The sequence below is a fragment of the Colwellia sp. MB02u-14 genome (genome assembly GCF_014076915.1).
Lineage (GTDB): Bacteria > Pseudomonadota > Gammaproteobacteria > Enterobacterales > Alteromonadaceae > Colwellia_A.
Window position 1 is genome coordinate 129793 of record NZ_JACGUX010000006.1, and the last position, 19008, is coordinate 148800.

Annotated in this window: 17 protein-coding genes; 14 read left to right on the plus strand and 3 right to left on the minus strand. The window is 36.8% G+C overall.

All coding sequences use genetic code 11. From position 1 onward, the window contains the following. Positions 1-25: 25 nt before the first annotated feature. A complete protein-coding gene (locus tag H4J52_RS02000) occupies positions 26-862 on the minus strand; it encodes a choice-of-anchor H family protein (RefSeq protein ID WP_182178118.1) in 837 nt (278 codons plus the stop codon). Between the two features lie 257 nt (positions 863-1119). On the opposite strand from H4J52_RS02000, the gene H4J52_RS02005 reads away from it, so the two are divergent. The 5 genes from H4J52_RS02005 to H4J52_RS02025 all read left to right on the plus strand — a co-directional run bounded on the left by H4J52_RS02005 (position 1120) and on the right by H4J52_RS02025 (position 5755). Beyond that, positions 1120-1416: a PepSY domain-containing protein gene (locus H4J52_RS02005; RefSeq protein ID WP_259366573.1), complete on the plus strand. Its 297-nt coding sequence runs from the start codon at positions 1120-1122 to the stop codon at positions 1414-1416. A gap of 5 nt (positions 1417-1421) precedes the next feature. Further along, positions 1422-2099 carry a response regulator transcription factor gene (locus H4J52_RS02010; RefSeq protein WP_182178116.1) on the plus strand — a complete coding sequence of 226 codons (678 nt, stop codon included), beginning with the start codon at positions 1422-1424 and terminating at the stop codon, positions 2097-2099. A 23-nt stretch (positions 2100-2122) separates the two neighbouring features. After that, a complete protein-coding gene (locus tag H4J52_RS02015; RefSeq protein ID WP_182178114.1) occupies positions 2123-3472 on the plus strand; it encodes an ATP-binding protein in 1350 nt (449 codons plus the stop codon). Between the two features lie 124 nt (positions 3473-3596). Continuing rightward, a complete protein-coding gene (locus H4J52_RS02020) occupies positions 3597-4862 on the plus strand; it encodes a DUF3300 domain-containing protein (protein WP_182224146.1) in 1266 nt (421 codons plus the stop codon). 224 nt (positions 4863-5086) lie between these two features. Then, entirely contained in the window at positions 5087-5755 is a 669-nt protein-coding gene (locus tag H4J52_RS02025; protein ID WP_182178110.1) for a hypothetical protein, read from the plus strand. 72 nt (positions 5756-5827) lie between these two features. On the opposite strand, the gene H4J52_RS02030 is transcribed toward H4J52_RS02025, so the two are convergent. Next, complete coding sequence (locus tag H4J52_RS02030) at positions 5828-6298, minus strand: Lrp/AsnC family transcriptional regulator (protein WP_182178107.1); 471 nt, start codon at positions 6296-6298, stop codon at positions 5828-5830. A 279-nt stretch (positions 6299-6577) separates the two neighbouring features. Between H4J52_RS02030 and H4J52_RS02035 the strand changes: the two genes are divergently transcribed. The 6 genes from H4J52_RS02035 to H4J52_RS02060 are packed head-to-tail and all read left to right on the plus strand — an operon-like array spanning position 6578 to position 12367. Further along, entirely contained in the window at positions 6578-9367 is a 2790-nt protein-coding gene (locus tag H4J52_RS02035; protein WP_182178105.1) for a monovalent cation/H+ antiporter subunit A, read from the plus strand. Then, on the plus strand, positions 9367-9711 hold the full coding sequence (locus H4J52_RS02040; RefSeq protein WP_182178104.1) for a Na+/H+ antiporter subunit C: 345 nt from the start codon (positions 9367-9369) through the stop codon (positions 9709-9711). Before H4J52_RS02035 ends, H4J52_RS02040 begins: the two co-directional genes overlap by 1 nt. Next, positions 9708-11225, plus strand: coding sequence for a monovalent cation/H+ antiporter subunit D (locus tag H4J52_RS02045; protein ID WP_182224147.1), 1518 nt, complete (start codon positions 9708-9710; stop codon positions 11223-11225). Before H4J52_RS02040 ends, H4J52_RS02045 begins: the two co-directional genes overlap by 4 nt. Beyond that, positions 11225-11761 carry a Na+/H+ antiporter subunit E gene (locus H4J52_RS02050; RefSeq protein WP_182178100.1) on the plus strand — a complete coding sequence of 179 codons (537 nt, stop codon included), beginning with the start codon at positions 11225-11227 and terminating at the stop codon, positions 11759-11761. Before H4J52_RS02045 ends, H4J52_RS02050 begins: the two co-directional genes overlap by 1 nt. Then, on the plus strand, positions 11755-12024 hold the full coding sequence (locus H4J52_RS02055; RefSeq protein ID WP_182178098.1) for a K+/H+ antiporter subunit F: 270 nt from the start codon (positions 11755-11757) through the stop codon (positions 12022-12024). Before H4J52_RS02050 ends, H4J52_RS02055 begins: the two co-directional genes overlap by 7 nt. A 10-nt stretch (positions 12025-12034) precedes the next feature. Next, complete coding sequence (locus tag H4J52_RS02060) at positions 12035-12367, plus strand: Na+/H+ antiporter subunit G (protein ID WP_070374293.1); 333 nt, start codon at positions 12035-12037, stop codon at positions 12365-12367. A gap of 355 nt (positions 12368-12722) precedes the next feature. On the opposite strand, the gene H4J52_RS02065 is transcribed toward H4J52_RS02060, so the two are convergent. Continuing rightward, positions 12723-14075 carry a serine hydrolase gene (locus H4J52_RS02065; RefSeq protein WP_182175518.1) on the minus strand — a complete coding sequence of 451 codons (1353 nt, stop codon included), beginning with the start codon at positions 14073-14075 and terminating at the stop codon, positions 12723-12725. A gap of 671 nt (positions 14076-14746) precedes the next feature. Between H4J52_RS02065 and H4J52_RS02070 the strand changes: the two genes are divergently transcribed. The 3 genes from H4J52_RS02070 to H4J52_RS02080 all read left to right on the plus strand — a co-directional run bounded on the left by H4J52_RS02070 (position 14747) and on the right by H4J52_RS02080 (position 18489). Then, the gene (locus H4J52_RS02070; RefSeq protein ID WP_182224148.1) at positions 14747-15820 is read left to right on the plus strand and encodes a hypothetical protein; all 1074 of its coding nucleotides are present in this window, start codon (positions 14747-14749) and stop codon (positions 15818-15820) included. 297 nt (positions 15821-16117) lie between these two features. Further along, complete coding sequence (locus tag H4J52_RS02075; RefSeq protein WP_182224149.1) at positions 16118-16627, plus strand: hypothetical protein; 510 nt, start codon at positions 16118-16120, stop codon at positions 16625-16627. Positions 16628-16734: 107 nt separating this feature from the next. Continuing rightward, positions 16735-18489: a hypothetical protein gene (locus tag H4J52_RS02080; RefSeq protein WP_182224150.1), complete on the plus strand. Its 1755-nt coding sequence runs from the start codon at positions 16735-16737 to the stop codon at positions 18487-18489. The last annotated feature ends 519 nt before the right edge of the window (positions 18490-19008 follow it).

Consider the following 19008-nt stretch of genomic DNA (forward strand, 5'->3'; position numbering starts at 1 on the left):
TTGTGGCTTTTTTGTTTTTAGCCACTTAAATGATTTTGTTTTTATTGCGTAATATTACCATACTGAATACCCCCCATATTAACCAATAAATACTGCCACCACTTACCTCAACAACCTCTATAACTTCAATATAAGGTTCGTCGTATTCGGCACTTTCTATGGGGAGTGCATATAACGCATTAGTGTCATCGGCACTATAGCTGGCAACAATTTCGCTATAGCCTACTTGGTATAAATCGATTAATACATCGTAGTGATCACTGGCATAACCAGACATAAAAGTAGATATCACTTCATATGCGTCTACATCAGAATTCCCTTCAATAATAAAGTTGTCTGTGGTGAAATAGTGTGCCCAAGGTCCGCCATTTTTACTGAGGTAAAGTAAAGCATAAACTTCACCCCATTGAACATCGGTATAGCTATATATATCTGCATCAAACGTTATACTAAAAGTTTGATAGTAACCATCTTCGTCGTAATCATCATGTAAAAAACTCATCGCGCTATAAATAGAAAAGTCAGCGTAATAGTCATGACTGATTGTTTTAGCGATATGACCAACATTTGATTTTTCAATGGTTTTTATTGGGCTCTTAAGTATATCAACCCTAGATTTAGTGGTTGCTTTCCCGCTGAGTTGGTCAGGTAACTCAATAAGCTTAGTTGTTTCAATCATCTTTTTACGTTGTTGCTCACTGATGCTATTTTTTAGTGCGCCTTGTGAAACTGTATACGGACCAACATTCAATTCGTTGGCGGTGACATCAGTTAAAGGAAGTATGCTAAAAGTTACCAATAACAGTAACTTTTTAAGTGAAGTTGTACGTTCTGTTTGAGTTGCATTATTAACTAACAACATAATATATCCTGCAGGCTTTATTAAGTGTTGCTATTAAAACGCAGTAAAGCTGAATGCAAGCTGAACACTTCCTTGCCATACGGTTTATATAACTATTGATTTATCATGGTTAAATCGAATAACGACCGTGTTATACACTTGATACAAGCGCTTTTAATAATTGTTCAGCTGATATTCAGTTGCTAAGGTTTATAATTTTAAATAAGCTACGGGTATATATAGCTAGGCACACTTTTAACTTTGTCTTTGGAATAACAATGAAATTTGCTTTACCCCTGTTTTTTCTTTTTGTTTTTGCGCTCTCTATTAACGCGATGGCACAAGGAAAATTTGTGTCATCAACAAGTACTATTAAAGCTAGTAAGCAAAATAAGGCTGCGTTAAGCGTAAAAAGCAGTAAACAAGCGGCTAAGCTTGCTAAAAGTCGTTTTGGTGGAAAAGTGCTTAAGGTTGAGAATAAAAAAGCGGGCTATCGCGTTAAGTTAATCAAAGCGAACGGTCATATCATTTCTGTTTACGTTGATGCTAAAACAGGCAAAATTAATGGAGGCTAGTCATCATGCGTTTACTCTTTATTGAAGATGATATTGACCTACAGACAAACTTGCATCGTCATTTAATTGCTGCTAATTATTTAGTTGATTTAGCGAGTGATGGTGAAACGGGTTTATTTCAAGGACAAGAATATCCATACGATGCAGCTATTATTGATGTGGGCCTACCGTTACTTGACGGTATTAGTGTTATTAGAATGCTACGCGAGAAGAATATCAACTTTCCGATATTGGTGTTAACTGCACGCGATAGCTGGCAAAACAAGGTGGCCGGTTTAGATGCAGGCGCAGATGATTACTTAACGAAACCTTTTCAAGCGGAAGAATTACTTGCACGGTTAAATGCACTGATCAGAAGGTCGGCAGGGCAGGCAAGCCCACTGATAAAAAATGGTCCGTTAACCTTGAACACCAAAAGTTTGCTCGTGGAAGTAAGTAATAAGTCGGTAAAATTAAGTAGCTCAGAATATAAGTTACTTGAGTATATGATGCATCACCTTGATGAAGTTACTTCAAAGGCAACACTCACTGAGCATATTTACGACCAAGACTTCGATCTTGATTCAAATGTTATTGAAGTCTTTATTCGGCGATTAAGGAAGAAAATCGACCCGGATAACGAATACGGTTTCATTGAAACACTGCGTGGACATGGCTATAAATTAAAGCGATTAGATCTATGAAGTCGCATGGATATACCTAACGAATGAACTCTTTAAAAGTTCGGCTTTTATTAAGTACTTTAGTGATGACAGTCGTTATGTTACCTATTATTGGCTTAACCTTAACTAATGCCTTTGAACGGCAGTTAAATATAGCGATAAAAAATGAGCTAAAAGCTTACAGCTATTCAATTTTTACAGTTGCGGAAGTTGAAAATAATCATTTATTGATGCCTGAGCTGATGTTGGAAAATCAATTTAATATCAGTAAATCTGGCTTATATGCATTAATAGCAACGTTACCGCAAGATAGTAAAGTGAGTGATACACCAATTGACCCCCTATGGCAGTCGCTCTCTTTGCTAACGTTGCCTTTACCGTCAGTATTACCGTCACCAGCTGTTGGGCAAACACTTATTTCAAAAATAAACATAGAGGGTAACAGCCATTTACTTTATAGCTTTAGTGCTAGCTTTTCTGACAATGGTCAAGCCTTTGATATAACACTTCATCTTATTAAAGACCAAGAAACATTATTAATGGCGCTTAACGATTTTAAGCAAAAGCTTTGGACATGGTTAGTGGTATTAATGGTGGTGTTTATTGCTGTACAAATTGTGTGGCTACTCTGGACATTAAAGCCGCTAACGTTATTATCTCAAGAGCTTGAGCACATAGAAAAAGGGCAAAAGAAAGCGTTAGATGCAAACTATCCGCTTGAGCTGCAACCTGTTACACAACAATTAAATACACTATTAGCGACAGAAGAGAACCAACGAAAACGTTACCGCAACGCCTTGGCTGATTTAGCGCATAGCCTTAAAAACCCGCTAGCGGTTATTCAAAGTCAGGCTAATATTTCAGCGAGTACGACTGAACAATTACAATTAATCAATAAAATAATCGAACATCAACTTAAAAGAGCGCAAAGTGCAGGGCAGTCGTCATGGCATTTAGGGGTTGAAATAGAGCAAGTTGTTAATAAGCTTATCGCTACGTTAGCTAAAATTTATCACGATAAAAACTTATCTTTTAGGGTTAACGTTGCTCCAAACGCTATATTTAAAGGTGATGAAGCTGATTTAATGGAGATTTTAGGTAATATTCTTGATAACGCCTGTAAAGCTGCAAAACACAAAATCATGATAAACGTTATAACCGTAGATAAAAAATTAACCATTGAGATAGCTGACGATGGCACTGGTATTGAAGCGTCACAGCAAGCCTTTATTTTATCTCGAGGGGGAAGAGCAGACACCTATCAAGCGGGCCACGGCATTGGTTTAGCCATTGTTAATGATTTAGTGAGTAGTTATCAGGGGCAATTAACTATTGGCAATTCAGCGATACTTTTGGGGGCTGTTTTCACACTTGTTTTTCATTCATCTCGTTAGCCCTTTGTTAAAAAACTAAGCATATGTTGAAAGTGGCAATGCTTACCTAAAAAAGCTGTTCAGGTTACGTTCAGTTTTGTCTTGTTATCCTTATTGTCTAGAATTAGTCATGAGGATCATAACGATGAAAGATTTTATATTTTCATTTAGCTTTGCTGTCAGCGCTTTAGTAAGTTTTAATGTACTCGCAGAAAATCTTACACAGCCCTATATTGAGCAACAGGAACAACAATCATTCAGTGATGCTGAATTAGCACAAATGTTAGCGCCTATTGCGCTGTACCCTGACAGTTTACTTACCCATATATTAATTGCTGCTACTTACCCTATCGAAATTATAACAGCCCATCGCTGGCTAATAAAAAATGAAGGGGTTAGCAGTGAAGTGGCCGCTCGTTCGGTAGAAGACTTTAATTGGGACGCTAGTGTTAAAGCGTTAGTCCCTTTTGAGCGTATTCTGACCCGACTAAGTGAGAATTTAACCTGGACTCAGCAACTCGGTGATGCTTTTCTACAAGACGAATCTCAGCTGTTAGAAAGTATTCAAGTGTTGAGACAAAAAGCAGCGCTTGCTGGTAACCTTAAAAAAATGGATAACATGGATGTTAGCTATGAAGAAAATAATATTGTTATTGAGCCAATAAAAAAGGAAATTGTTTATATTCCATACTACGACACCCGCAGGGTTTATGGTACTTGGCATTCGGTATCTTACCCACCAGTTTATTGGCAACCCCATCATCGTATGTATGTCAGCGACAAAAGACCCTTCTATTGGCATTCAGGTATTCATATTTCGTTCAATTATTTCTTTAGTGCATTTCATTGGAACAATCGTCATGTGGTTGTGGCGAGTTCTCATCATGCTAAACATCGTTATTATGAACAGCGTCCTCGGCGTTTAATCGTTAACGGCGGATATGCAAAGCGATGGACACATCAGATAGCGCATAGAAAAGGTGTTGCTTATAGGAGCAAGCATACCCGTTTGAGATATGACCATAAGCGAGTGAAAATACGAAAAACTGGCCACAAATCTTATCGTGCACCCAAAAAGAACGTGTCGCCTAAGGTAAAGGGCAGACCATTGTTGATGACTGCTAAGTTAAATAACAGTAAAGTACCGTTAACTAAAACAAGAGCCACCAAGTCTATACTTAAGCAGCCTAGGCCTGAAAAGCTTTATCACGTCAATGCACCGCTAAAAAAAGAACCTTCAGCTAAGGTGATATCAGGGATGTATAAAAAAAAAGCAGAAAAACATCATGCTAAATCTCAAAACAGATCAAAAAGGCATACTAAGCATCAGGTGAAACAGCTAAAAACCCATCGACAAGTATCGGTTAAAAGTAATCGTTCAACGCTTATTAAAGCACGAAATAAAGAGTAATACTTTTATGTTTATATAAAAGTAGGGATTACAGCGCTATGTAATGATCTGAAAAATTTGTATTACCATAACGTAAAGCGAATGCTTCTAAACAGAATTATGGACAAAGGCTAAATGTTAATTCATTTAGCCTTTTTTTTTAGATAGTTTATAATCAGATTATCTGTTTGTACCAATAACTTTTATTGGTATGACGCTATACATACTTTACCGAGTTATTTTTGATGAAAAAAATTTTACTGACTTTACTCTTGATGGTATTAAATTCAACAAGCTTTGCTCGTGAAGACGTTAAAGAGTTACCGCCAATAGACCCTACATATATGGGCGAACATAATATGGTCCTCTTTGTTCAGCGCTCTGCTATATATGCTGTGGTGATGACAACATATGATAGGCCAAGTAATGTGCAGTTATTATATAAAATTGAGAATAAAGATTTAGCGCTGTTGCAAACTGTTCGTGACGGGCAATTAACGACAATAAAAACGAAGGCTTTTAACTTACAACGATTGATGCATGGTGAAGAAATGGTGATTATGGCTGACGTATACGCAGGACACTTTGCTCGTGATGGAATGCTTGTGTATAAAAATATACCATTAACGTTTGCTAAAAAATTATATGTTCGCAAACTTGATGACATCAGTGAATCAAGCAACAAGCAAGAGTATGCGGTAATAGATTTAAAGAAAAATTATAAAATTTATATTCATAAAATCCAACAGGCCCCAAGTTTTGGACATTTACTTGGCCTCGATCTCGAAGCCGGGTGTTTAACACGTTTTCGTACATCGTCAGCTGTGCCAAAAGAAACTGAACTTCTATATAAATTTTTAAATTGTGGCACCATTAAACCACTTTATTTTGAAACACAAGACTTTGAAAAATAGTCGCCTTGATTGTAGTTTTTTAATGAGTCATATTTTTATGAAAAGTCACTACAGGGCTAACCGGTAGAATGTTTATTCGTCATCAAAATTTGGCAGAACACCACTACGACTGTGCTCAAAAATAAGCGAAGTTTCTACTGTTGTTACTTCATCTCTTGACGTGATCGCCTTGAAAACAAATTGTCGTAAATGTTCGCTGTCTTTAACTGACATATGAATAAAGTAATCGTAGCTCCCTCCCATGTGATACAAACTAACAATTTCGGGTAGCTTAAGTAAATCATCACGAAGGTTGTTAACAATATCTTCAGAATAGGGCTGTAAGCGGATAGCTGCAATCGCTTCTATATTTCCACCTAAACTTTTGAAATCAATTTCAATGTAAGCACCATTAATTATTTTTTTATGTTTCATGCGCTTAACGCGCTCTAAACAGGTAGAGGGCGCAACACCTATTTGTGAAGCTAACTCTTTATTAGTGATATCAGCATCGCGATATAAAATGGTTAAAATGCGTAAATCTATATCATCTAATTTTTTCATTATGGTAAGTCTTCCATTTATATAGTAAATTACTAACTATACCGACTATTGTCTTATTAACCAATGCATTGTGTTTATTAATCAAACAATCGTCGAATAAACAATGCTTTTCCGAATATTCATCGTTTAACTTTTATTCAGTTTGTACTAAAGTGCTTTTAAATTAATTTCAATTACACTTTTATAAGGAGATAATGTTGTTAAATTTAGTTTAGCGACATATTATGTCTATGTTCAGATGTCATTACTTCTCATTATAAAAATAAAAAGGCTTACTCTATGACTTTGCTTTGGATACCCCTGCTATCGTTACTCGGCAGTATTATTTCCTCAAGAACGGGAAAATTAACACGTAATCAATCAACTGCGTTGACGTTGTTAATGCCGATCATTGCATTATTCATGACAATTAGCTTAGCGCCAGCTATTTTTGCTGGCAACGTTATTAGGGAAACAATCTCTTGGATCCCTTTACTAGGTATAGATATCGCCTTCCGTTTAGACGGCTTAGCGCTGTTGTTTGTATTTATGATCTTAGGAATAGGCATATTAGTTATCTTTTATGCCCGTTATTACCTCAGTAGTAAAGACTCTATGCCCAAGCTTTATGCTTATTTAATGTTATTTATGACAGCGATGCTTGGTATTGTCATGTCGAATAATATCATTCAGCTCTGGTTCTTTTGGGAGCTAACCAGTATTAGTTCGTTTTTGTTAATTAGCTATTGGTGGCATAAACCCGAGGCACGAAAGGGCGCAATCATGGCCTTAATCGTAACCGGTGGTGGTGGTTTAGCATTGCTGGCGGGTTTGCTTTTACTGGGTAATATCGTTGGTAGTTACAATTTAGATGCGATCTTAGCGAGCAGAGAAATTATTCAAGCGCATGCTTGGTATGAAGTCACTCTAATTTTAGTCTTACTGGGCGCTTTCACAAAATCGGCACAGTTTCCTTTTCACTTTTGGCTACCTCATGCTATGGCTGCGCCAACGCCGGTAAGTGCTTATCTACATTCTGCTACTATGGTAAAGGCTGGGATTTTCTTATTAGCGCGTTTTTATCCTGCATTAGCGGGTACCGATATATGGTTTATTCTGGTGAGTTTAACTGGATTAACTACCATGTTACTCGGCGCTTATATTGCGTTATTTAAACATGATTTAAAAGGGCTGTTAGCCTATTCAACGATCAGTCATTTAGGGTTAATCACCTTATTATTCGGTTTGGACACTAAGCTTGCTGCTGTTGCTGCCATTTTTCATATAATCAATCATGCCATATTTAAAGCTTCATTATTCATGGCAACAGGTATTATTGACCATGAAACGGGTACGCGTGACATGCGGAAACTTAACGGTATGTGGCGATTTATGCCTTATACGGCGACGTTAGCAATGGTTGCTGCGGCCGCGATGGCGGGTGTACCGCTGTTAAATGGTTTCTTGTCTAAAGAAATGTTTTTTGCTGAAACACTGCATCAACAATTACTTGGGTCTATGTCTTGGCTTATACCTGTACTTGCTACCGTTGCAGGTGCATTAGCTGTAGCTTACTCAGCTCGCTTTATCCACGATGTTTTCTTTAATGGCGACCCTATTGATTTACCTAAACAACCCAGTGAACCACCGCGTTATATGCGAGTTCCTATCGAGATACTGGTCGCTTTATGTTTAGTCGTCGGGATTTTCCCTAACTTTATTATTGATGACATTTTAAAAGCAGCGTCTTTTGCCGTACTCGGTGGATATGTTCCTGAATTTAAAGTTGCGTTATGGCACGGTTTTAATTTGCCACTCTTGATGAGTGCTATAGCAGTAATCGGTGGTTTATTTCTATATACCCAGCGACGTTATCTGTTTCAATTTCAGGCATCTATGCCTAGCTTGAACGCCAAAAAGGCTTTTGATGACAGTATATATCTCATCACAAAGTGGAGTCAGCGAAAAATAAATGACATAGAAAATGGTTCTTTACAACGTTATCTAATGCTAATGTTTGTTTTTGTTTTAATCTTTGCCGGTTGGCCATTATTTGAAATGCACCAACTAAGCGGGCAAAAAGAATTGACGCCAATTGATCTTCATAACGCGATTGGCGCAGCATTATTAATGATTGGCGCAATAAGTACGGTGATTTGGTACCGTGCAAGAGTGGTGTCGTTGTTGATGATATCAGTTGTCGGTTTGATGGTGTCTGTTGTGTTTACTCGTTTCTCAGCACCAGATTTAGCCTTAACGCAATTAACGGTTGAAGTTGTCACTATTGTTTTACTGATGCTAGCCTTGTTTTTCTTACCACAGCATTCACCCAAAGAGTCTAGCTCTTTACGTGTGGTTCGCGATTTAGGGATCTCAGCGGCTTTAGGAGTTGTGGTCGCGAGTATTTGCTATGCATTAATTACCCGCCCATTTGAGTCAATATCAGAATTTTTCTTAGCCAATGCTAAAACAGGTGGCGGTGGTACCAACGTCGTTAATGTTATTTTGGTTGATTTTCGTGGCTTTGACACGTTAGGTGAAATTTGCGTATTAGGTATTGCTGCGCTGGGTATTTATAAACTTTTAATCAACCTGCCGTTACTTCTTCCAGTTAGGGATAGTGAAGGGCGACTATGGGCGAAAGAGCGTTACCCTATTTTATTAGCCAGTATTTCTCAATCATTACTCCCTTTGGCATTAATGATCTCTTTTTATATTTTCTTACGTGGTCATAATCTTCCCGGTGGCGGATTTATTGCAGGTTTAGTGACCGCGGTTGCTTTTATTTTACAGTATATTGCACACGGCTCAACTTGGATATCTACTCGTTTAACGATTAATTATCGGAAAATTATTGCCTCAGGAATTGCTATTGCGACATTTACTGGTGTGGGTAGTTGGTTCTATGGTAGGCCGTTCATGACTACTTGGTTTGACTACTTCGACATTCCCATTATTGGTAAAATTGAACTTGCCAGTGCACTGATCTTTGATCTGGGTGTTTATATTACAGTTGTAGGCGCGACATTAATGATTTTGGCAAGTCTTGGTCAATTAGCGAGCGGCCCTAAAGAAGAGGTGAAAACTTAATGGAATTACTTTACGCATCCTGCGTTGGGCTTTTAGTATCTTGTGGCGTGTTTTTAATCTTACGTTCTAGAACGTTCCCTATCGTATTAGGGCTAACTATGTTTTCTTACGCGGTTAATTTATTTCTGTTTTCATCTGGGCGGCTTAGCATTAATAATGCTGCAGTGCTTGGAACCTCTTCAGAATATACGGATCCATTGCCACAAGCTTTAGTATTAACTGCGATAGTTATTGGTTTTGCAATGACTGCCTTCGTGGTTATTTTAGCGATTAGAGGACGAGCAGATTTAGGCAGTGACCATGTAGATGGCGAGCCAGAAAAAGATAAAAAGGTAAACGTATGACCCATAATTTGACCTTTTTACCGATTTTATTGCCCATACTTGCGGGTGTTATTTTATTGATGCCTCCCTTTGGCTCGAATTTAAGTACCCGAAGAGTGGCTTCTGTTGTACTCAGTGTTTTTACATTTGCCGTCTCATTGGCTTTACTACTCAAAGTCCAAGCTGAAGGTACTCAGGTTTATGCTATCGGCGATTGGAGCGCACCTTTTGGTATTGTACTCGTTGCTGATCCCCTCTCTACATTATTAGTGTGTTTAACGACATTACTCGGTGTTGTCTGTGTGTTATATGCGAGTGCCGGAGATGACGACAAAGGGAGTTTTTTTCATCCACTTGTACATTTTTTAATTTTAGGGGTCAATGGCGCATTCTTAACCGGTGATGCTTTTAATCTATTTGTCTTTTTTGAAGTCTTACTTATCGCCTCTTATTCGTTGTTAATGCATGGTGGAGATAAAAAAAATACCCGTGCTGCTTTACAGTACGTGATCCTTAATCTTGTAGGCTCAGCGATATTCTTGATTGCTTTAGGGGTTTTATATGGTGTATTAGGTACACTAAATATGGCTGATATGGCTCAGAAAGTAGCACTTTTACAAGGTGATGATGTCTACTTAGCCAAAATAGGTGGGATGTTATTACTGGTAGTATTTGCTTTAAAAGGCGCTTTGTTACCACTACATTTATGGTTACCTAATACTTATGCAACAGCAATGCCTGTTGTCGCTGCATTATTTGCCATTATGACAAAAGTGGGTGTCTATTCAATGATGCGTGTATATACACTTATATTTGGTGATGAAGCGGGCGAATTAACTCATATGGCGCAAAGTTGGTTGTGGTGGTTAGCGATTGCTACCATTGCTATCGGCGCGGTAGGTGTTTTAGCCAGTAAAGATTTAAGAAAGTTAACCGCTAATTTGGTGATAGTGTCTGTGGGGACCTTGGTTGCATTAGTTGCGGTACAAACTATTGAAGCAAGTTCCGCGGCTATCTATTACTTAGTGCACTCAACGTTGGTTACAGCAGCACTCTTTATTTTAGCGGATTTAATTGGCCGCCAACGTGGTGAAGTTGCCGACCGTATTTCTGCAGGTTCTGCTGTTTCTCAGCCGAAGTTACTTGGCGCTTGTTTTTTGATTGCAGCAATTGCAGTGATAGGCATGCCACCTTTGTCTGGTTTCATTGGAAAAGTATGGCTGCTTAAAGCAACCTTAAATGCTGAATATACCTTGGTGTTTTGGCCAATATATCTCTTTGCAAGTTTAGCTATATTATTTGCTGTGTCTAAAGCTGGTAGCACTTTGTTTTGGTATCATCATGCTAAAATAACCACTGATACAAGGCAACAACGAGTTCATCCAGCGCAATTAGTCGCATTGCTCATTCTCATCTCTGGCGCACCATTAATGACTGTTTTTGCTGGACCACTAAGTGAGTATGCCATTGATGCAGCTACCCAGTTACATGACTTTAATAACAATATTAAACTTATCCTTTCAGGAGGACAGTAATGCGATTAGAAACACGATTTAAATGGCTACCCGCTCCTTTAATGAGTCTGGTATTATTTATTGTCTGGTTGGTGTTAAATAACAGCCTGTCATCAGGGCATATTTTCTTAGCCACTATTTTAGCGATAGTCATTCCTTTGGTGACTAGCCCGTTTAGAACAAAGCAACCCATCATTATTAAGCCTGGTTTAGCGTTACGCCATTTAGCGTTGGTTTTATATGACATTATTACGGCAAATGTTCAGGTTGCTATTTTAATATTAGGACCCACTAAAAAATTAACGCCTGGGTTTGTTAAAGTACCGTTAGATTTAACACATAGTCTGCCCATTACTATTTTGGCAAGTACCGTGTCATTAACCCCAGGCACTGTCAGTGCGGAAGTGTACCCTTGGAGAGAAAGCTTGAGTGAAGGTGAAAAGCTTGAACAACAGTTTTTACTAATACACGTTTTAGATCTAAAAGATGAACAGGCCTTAATAAAGATGATTAAACAACGTTATGAAGCGCCTCTTAAGGAGATGTTTCAATGTTAGAAACTGTGATTTCAATTGTTTTTGCGATGATAGGTTTGTCGTTATTATTAAATGTATGGCGCTTATTATTGGGGCCTTCTATACCCGATAGAATACTTGCCCTCGATACGATGTACATCAATACTATCGCATTGATCATTTTATACGGTATGAGTATGGGCACTGCATTATATTTTGAAGCAGCGCTGTTAATCGCTATGTTAGGATTTGTTAGTACTGTTGCGGTATGTAAGTATTTGCTGCGTGGCGATATTATAGAGTAAGGGGTAAGTTATGGCAGAATGGATTATTTCAATATTATTATTAATTGGCGGCTCTTTTGTACTCGTTGGCTCTATTGGCTTAGTAAAAATGCCAGATTTTTTTATGCGACTTCATGGACCCACCAAAGCTACAACACTCGGCATGGCATCGCTGTTAACTGCTGCGATGATCTTTTTTAGCACCACTCATACAGGGTTTAGTGTAAAAGAAATACTGATCTCGCTATTTTTATTGCTTACTGCACCCATCAGTGCCTATATGATGATTAAAGCGGCTATTCATCACAAGCTTGAGAGTATAGAACGCACGAAAGGCATAGATAACATTGAAGATGATGTTTAACCTTTTCTAGCGTTAACCCAATAAAATATCTGTTAAATATAAAACACTGAGCGTCTTGATGTTCAGTGTTTATTTACGGTCTACTTAATAACCATACCCACTACATTTAGACTTAACACCTATAGAAAAAAGGCTAAAGTTATTGGCCTTTGCAATGATCACTTTTGCCACAAACCCGACCTAATTTAGTCGTGAATGAATCACCATAAATAGTCCGCTTAGCCACCAAAGCAGACACTCAACAGGTATTTTATTTTGGTTAAAAATTATTTTTAAGACTAGCCCTAACCAACACTAGAGTCTCTTTCTCCTGTTCGATGGCTACCATGTTCATGCCCTTTCATGCTTCTAATAATCATAATTTAACCGCTCTTTCAGGAATTTCGGACAGACTTGAGTAATAGAGCATTACTTGATTATCATTATCACCTTTTTCAATTACAAAATAAGATAATGAACCTTTGAAGTAAAAGCTGTTGTCAGACATTGGTATGACTTCATATGGTAGCCCATCATCTCTTTGAGAATACACAAGTCCTTCTTCTTCAAATAATCTACGAACTGAATCTTGACCTATTTGGTATTTTCCCATCATTTTTTTTAGTTGAGAATTTTCAACTTTAGTAGACTTAAATTCAGGGTACGAAATTCCCAACATTTCAGCAGATAACAATAATAATAATTTTTGGGGATCTGACGGGCGTTCATTACTCAAAACTGCTATATAGGAATCCTGTTCTGGAAAATAAACGGCTGACGTTGAAAAGCCTGAAGTTCCCCCATTATGAGCAATTACTTTATTCTTATGAATTTCAAAATTATTAAGTCCCAATGCATAATGAGATTGTCTACCATCATTTAATTTAAATGGTTCAATCATTTGCCTATAACTGTTTAGTGAAATTAATTTCCCACTTGCTAACGAATGATACCAAACAGCCAAATCGTTAACAGTTGAAACCAATCCTCCAGCGGCATAACGCCATGAACTATCGACCCAATCTGCATTTTCGTAACCATATCTTGTTCTATGATAACCTGTTGCCCTATTAGGGACTATTTGAAGTCCATCGTACTGACTATCATTCATGCCCAGTTTTTTAAAAATATTTGTTTCTATAAATTCTGCGTAACTTTGACCACTAACCACTTCGATTATTTTACCTAATAATACGTAGCCAATATTTGAATAACGCATTTTTTCACCTGGTGAAAATTGCATTGGCTCCTTGGCAAATAGAGTCAACATTTCGTCTACAGTGGTTGAAGACTTTCTTAGCTTGTTCAACTTTCTTCTATCTGGCAAATTTCTAGCAATTCCTGACGTATGGCTCATCAAATTTTCAATGGTAATTTCGTGACCTTCAGTTGGGTAATTAGGAATATATTTGTGAATATTGTCTTTAATCGACATCTTCCCTTGCTCTTGTAATATCAATATTGCCGCACTGGTAAATTGCTTTGTAATAGAGGCAAGTTTAAAAACGCTATTAGTGCTCATAGGAGTACTTAATTCAATATTAGCCATTCCATATGCACCGCTATAAATAGTTTTTCCTTGCTTTGTCACTATGTATGCTATTCCTGGCCCCTCGGTTCTAATATTGTTCTTCAGGTATTTTTCAAAATTGGTAAATGATGCTGCAAGAGATTGATGGCTAAAAATCATAATTATTAGCACAATCAATTTATTTGAGGTGTTTTTCATAATATTCCTTATATTCCACTAAGATCTAAGCATCCGTTTATGTTAAGTGTTTTTCAGATAAGATTGATTTAAACTAGGTACTTACAATAACAAATATTACAAGGATAAATATGGAAATCTAATGATGAATTGTGGTAAAAAAAGGCAACTAATGGTGTTGTATTCAATTAATCTTTTCAAATAATCAGGTCAACTATGAGCATTTCAAAAGCCATAGGTTTCACCTAACCAATAATTTATCCCATGACTGGCTCCTGAGCCACCAAAGCGGTCATAGAAATATATTAATATGCGAGATATATCTAAGTAGTGATTTATTTCTCCTCAAATTAAGTTTTAAATTAAATTTATATCATTGAAGTTAATTTGAATTATTCTTTTGGTAATATGATTTAATCAGAAGTATTCAAGCATAAATTTAGATGACTTAAATAGTTAAAAAAACAAATAAATACTATTTTTATATACAGCCATCGAAAAATCCTTCTTTCTACAAAAAGCGGGATTAGATCCGCCTTTTACACATCAACCAGTTGAGTCATTGATCTAATGATAACAATCACGTAATGTCGATGTTAATTATAAATTAAAGGGGATTAATGGCCTTTGTAGAAAGGCGAATTACATCCTCATATTAAACTGTTAGCCTTCTAAATCATGGAGTCGAGTATATGGAAGGGATTGAGGCACTTTCAACAATTGAAAGACTAAAAATTCTAAAATCAATCAGCATTGGTTGTACGTCCCAATCCGACTTTGAGGAGTACTTAGAAAAATACTCCGGTGAACTTAGTACTGATGAGGCAAGACGAAGAGTTGATGGGCTTTTATTGGAAGATGAATTCTTACTTTTATGTAAAATCATGAGGTGTTGTGATTCAATTTCTGGACTTGAACAAGGCCTAAGTATACAGAACCACTATAAAACTCCAGATTATTTGGCTTCATTTAATTTACATAATTCTATATATGATTCAAAGCGTAAGTTGAAAAAGTTGAATGCTTTTGTCGAAGTTAAAACAACAAATAATATAGAAACTAAAAAAATTGGTGCGGGCTTTTTAAAAAAGTATTCAGCCTACGCAGAAAATTTTGGTGTACCACTTCTAATTGCTTCACGCCTTAAACTAAATGAGCAGCAACAATGGTGGATACTTCAAACTCAGGCTCAGTTTGAGAGTTATGGTCGAAAAGCAAGTGTAGGCTCTCTATCTAATTGTATTAGTCACATTGCTTTTAACGATTACTTTATTACTGCTACTCAAGATGTTTATGTAGATCTTTCTTTTAGTTCCAGCCCTAATGAGTCTAATATTATCGACCCACTCAATGGGTACTTGAATTGTGTGCATGTCAGAACTGAAAATTTATCCATTAAATTAGATAAAAAAACTTTAGCTTTCAACTTGTTTCTAGACTGTTTCGCTCAAGAAAAAGTCTCCACAGAAAAAAAAGGTAATGCTGTTACTGAAACGAGAGTAATACGTTTTATGCAAGGTCAATTGCTGAGTGATATGCTACTTCGAGCTAATTTTAGTGTTTTAGATAGCTCTGGTTTAAAATACTCTAGCGCTAGTAGGCTTTTAGCATTAGTTGAGAGTGGTAAAGCTTCTATTCTATACAGAGAATATTTTGAAAAGTCTTTAGATTTTTTTAATACGAATGAAATGTTATTCATGATAACTAAAGTTGGTGATGATGTTTCAAATAATAAAATTATTAGTTCGGTGATAAACGAAGGCTAACAAGGCGTTATACAGCTCAATCAATTTTGCACATATCTAATCTAAATTTAATAGGAGAAATCTATTAACATTGTTATTGAGTCTATAGATACTTGGCCTGAAGAGGTCATCAAACTATTAGATGAAAATATTACCCGTTTTTCTGGTTGGGAATGCAACTGCACAAGGCAGGCAAATGCATATTTATATGATGAGTTTGTCATTAGATTTAGAGAAGAACTAAAAAAACATAATTTAATTGGTTATCACTGCACAAAGCTCGCTCTTCATGAGATTGAGGGGATTTTAACTAATGGCATGACCGTACAAACAAAAAATACACTTATTAATAGAATTGAAGGAATGAAGAATAATTCCTTGATAAGTGAACAAGTTGCAGGTGAGTTAAAAAGAAATAATCAGGCTGCCGCAGATTGTAGAAGTGACATGATATGGTTTTGCTTTTTCAAACCATATCTAGAATCAGAGAGTGGAATCGGCGGATTTTTTGAATATTGGGGTGGAGAATCACTTTATGGCTGCCATGAGCACACGGAAATAGGCGAAAATTTAAAACAAGTTGGAATTCCCTGTATCGTAAAAGCAAGCGTTCCAATGAGTCAACTTAGTGATAGTTATCTTCCTGAAAATGAAATATTTAGAGTATTTCTCAAGGAGCGTGGTCATAATATTTCTAAGCCAATTGAGCATGAAGGTTTTAGTAAAAAAAACATCTCACCTGAGAATATAATTGATATTATTCAATACCCATCAGATTTATTTGTAGAGCTAAGTGGCTGTAATAAATGGAACAATTTATCTCTGTAAAATTACAAACGAGTAAGCGACATATAAGAGTTTTAAACTGTATTTGAACACGCACGGTTAAATTATCAAACTCATACTGAACATCATAATTAAGCGAATTAATAATAATGAAAAAAGAATGGATTCTCCAAACAAAAGAAACTCGTAGAAATTTTGCTAAAGCAACATGGATTCCTTTACGAGCTTCAAATAGTAACGAACAAGGTGACTCGACAAAAATCGGTCATATTAGTGAGTATTTTGGAGCTGGGTCTGTTGCGTTTCCACCAGAAAAGCGTGAGATAGCTGAAAATCTTAGTTGGAGTGATATTGGAATTGGGCACAGTGCTAAACCATACGCCTATGAAGACGGTCATTATTCATCTATAGAACAATACGAATACCAAGATAAAGAACCAATTGGAATTGAGCTTGTTTTCGAACATTATCAACCAGTAGTTGATCGAAGATGTTGGATTCTTAACCCTGACATTGTTGTTGCTCTTAACCTAATAAAAGATGGTGATAATTGGGTAAGACCAGAGGAAAACTTTACTGTGGTAGTTCGAGAGTTTGTTGATGAAAAAGGAAATCATCAAAGAATCGAGATTAAACGAGAGTTTTTGATTGACTATTTAGCAGCTAGAAACCTATCACTTCGAATGTCTTATTATCGCCAAAGAGTTGAGAATGTTTCTCAACTTGAAGGAGGAGAGTATGGGCAACTAGAGGATAAAAAAGAACAGCGCGATGGTGGTCGATATGAGTTGCTAATCCGTAGTTTAAAAGATGTTTATGGTGGAAGTTGGTCAGCAATGAGAGTATGGAGAACTGATGTTGACGAAGATGAAGATGCTCCTGTCATGGGACCGGAAGATAATGATAATACCGAATTTGAACAATCGTCTGGAAATCATGACGGATTTGAAGGTATTCGAATCGAAGGTGAGTTTTGGCGAGATGAATGGATAGAACATCGCGGAGTAAGTATGCGTGTCCGTGGAGATGTTGATAATACATTACCTAATTTTATCGTAGAAACTGACGGTGAAAGAATGACATCTGCGGAACTAAATGATGAGGATATAGGGCGTTGGCTTTGGTTTAGATCTTCAATTATCAATGATTTTGTTGCCCTTCAAGGCTTTTCAGTAAAGTGGTACACAGCTGAAACTGGTGGACTCACTTCTACGTCTGGACGTTCTATTCATTTCGGAATAAATTCATCTGATTTAATTACAGTTTACGCTTGTGATATAGCACGTCTATCGTCATGGGAACAACATATGTGGGCGGCTAAAAATGTTGTTCCTGAAGGAAAAGTATCAAGTGAATTACTAGAATCACAAGTAAATGCTAAGCCTGCTTCAACTAATGCTGTAGAAGATATATTATTCGAAAGTATGCGCCTACTAGAAGGCGGTTTTCAGCACCAATTTGGCATTTCCCTATTTAAGCAAGATATTAATGACTTAGAAACGAAGCAACTTGTAACGCGTTTTGCAAGTAAAGATCAAGCTACATTACTTAGGTTGGCTAAGGAGATAGTCCGAGTATTTTCCGATAGGTTAAACGTACGTGAACTGCGTAAACTTTCGACACATTCAGATAAAGAAAAACTTGGTTCAAATAAATTACTTCAAGATATTTTGGCTCAGAAAATAGGAGTAGATAAAGCTAAAGAAGTATTCAGCTGTATCGCGGGTGCATATGATATGAGAGTTGGTGATGCTCACCCAACAGGATCAAAAATTGGAGATGCCATAAAGCTTGCAGGCGTAGAACAAGGCAATTCTTTTATGAGGCAAGGTGAGCAACTCATTCATAATTTTGGTCGATCTGTTTGGCATACCGGGAAATTTTTATTTGGAGAAAACAAATAAAACGTAGTGATTGCCGCATAACAAGTGACTATGGCTTCAAGTCTTAATAATTAATCTATTTTGACCGCTCAATAAAAACAATTCCTCACAATTAATTTAGAGTGGTAACTGTTTTTTTAATATCTGCTTTAGGTCAGGTATTGACATAAAATCATGGAAAAATCGACTGACTGCTTTGAGCTTGAAGCGGACGTTAGGATTAATTAGTTGCTAATTTCCGCAATGCGCACAAAGTGATCCTAATTTACTATTGGCAAGCCTAATGTAATGGTTCGCTTGATAACTATAGACATAATTACGAGCATAACGCCCTCAATAGCCATAAATCATAGACATATTAAAAATCTCTGAAAATACCTACTCATGGGCCTGCAAGTCATGTCTATAGATGTGTCTGTTTACCGTATTTATTACCTTATTTAACTGAATATCAATCTCTTATTAAAATAAAAAATCCCTAACAGTTTTAATTGTTAGGGATTGTTAGCTAGCTAGAACATCAGTCTGTAATACTTAATA

Excerpts from the sequence above, each read along its gene's own strand:
- H4J52_RS02000 (WP_182178118.1), bottom strand. The coding sequence starts at position 862 with ATGTTGTTAGTTAATAATGCAACTCAAACAGAACGTACAACTTCACTT.
- H4J52_RS02005 (WP_259366573.1), top strand. The coding sequence starts at position 1,120 with ATGAAATTTGCTTTACCCCTGTTTTTTCTTTTTGTTTTTGCGCTCTCT.
- H4J52_RS02010 (WP_182178116.1), top strand. The coding sequence starts at position 1,422 with ATGCGTTTACTCTTTATTGAAGATGATATTGACCTACAGACAAACTTG.
- H4J52_RS02015 (WP_182178114.1), top strand. The coding sequence starts at position 2,123 with ATGAACTCTTTAAAAGTTCGGCTTTTATTAAGTACTTTAGTGATGACA.
- H4J52_RS02020 (WP_182224146.1), top strand. The coding sequence starts at position 3,597 with ATGAAAGATTTTATATTTTCATTTAGCTTTGCTGTCAGCGCTTTAGTA.
- H4J52_RS02025 (WP_182178110.1), top strand. The coding sequence starts at position 5,087 with ATGAAAAAAATTTTACTGACTTTACTCTTGATGGTATTAAATTCAACA.
- H4J52_RS02030 (WP_182178107.1), bottom strand. The coding sequence starts at position 6,298 with ATGAAAAAATTAGATGATATAGATTTACGCATTTTAACCATTTTATAT.
- H4J52_RS02035 (WP_182178105.1), top strand. The coding sequence starts at position 6,578 with ATGACTTTGCTTTGGATACCCCTGCTATCGTTACTCGGCAGTATTATT.
- H4J52_RS02040 (WP_182178104.1), top strand. The coding sequence starts at position 9,367 with ATGGAATTACTTTACGCATCCTGCGTTGGGCTTTTAGTATCTTGTGGC.
- H4J52_RS02045 (WP_182224147.1), top strand. The coding sequence starts at position 9,708 with ATGACCCATAATTTGACCTTTTTACCGATTTTATTGCCCATACTTGCG.
- H4J52_RS02050 (WP_182178100.1), top strand. The coding sequence starts at position 11,225 with ATGCGATTAGAAACACGATTTAAATGGCTACCCGCTCCTTTAATGAGT.
- H4J52_RS02055 (WP_182178098.1), top strand. The coding sequence starts at position 11,755 with ATGTTAGAAACTGTGATTTCAATTGTTTTTGCGATGATAGGTTTGTCG.
- H4J52_RS02060 (WP_070374293.1), top strand. The coding sequence starts at position 12,035 with ATGGCAGAATGGATTATTTCAATATTATTATTAATTGGCGGCTCTTTT.
- H4J52_RS02065 (WP_182175518.1), bottom strand. The coding sequence starts at position 14,075 with ATGAAAAACACCTCAAATAAATTGATTGTGCTAATAATTATGATTTTT.
- H4J52_RS02070 (WP_182224148.1), top strand. The coding sequence starts at position 14,747 with ATGGAAGGGATTGAGGCACTTTCAACAATTGAAAGACTAAAAATTCTA.
- H4J52_RS02075 (WP_182224149.1), top strand. The coding sequence starts at position 16,118 with ATGACCGTACAAACAAAAAATACACTTATTAATAGAATTGAAGGAATG.
- H4J52_RS02080 (WP_182224150.1), top strand. The coding sequence starts at position 16,735 with ATGAAAAAAGAATGGATTCTCCAAACAAAAGAAACTCGTAGAAATTTT.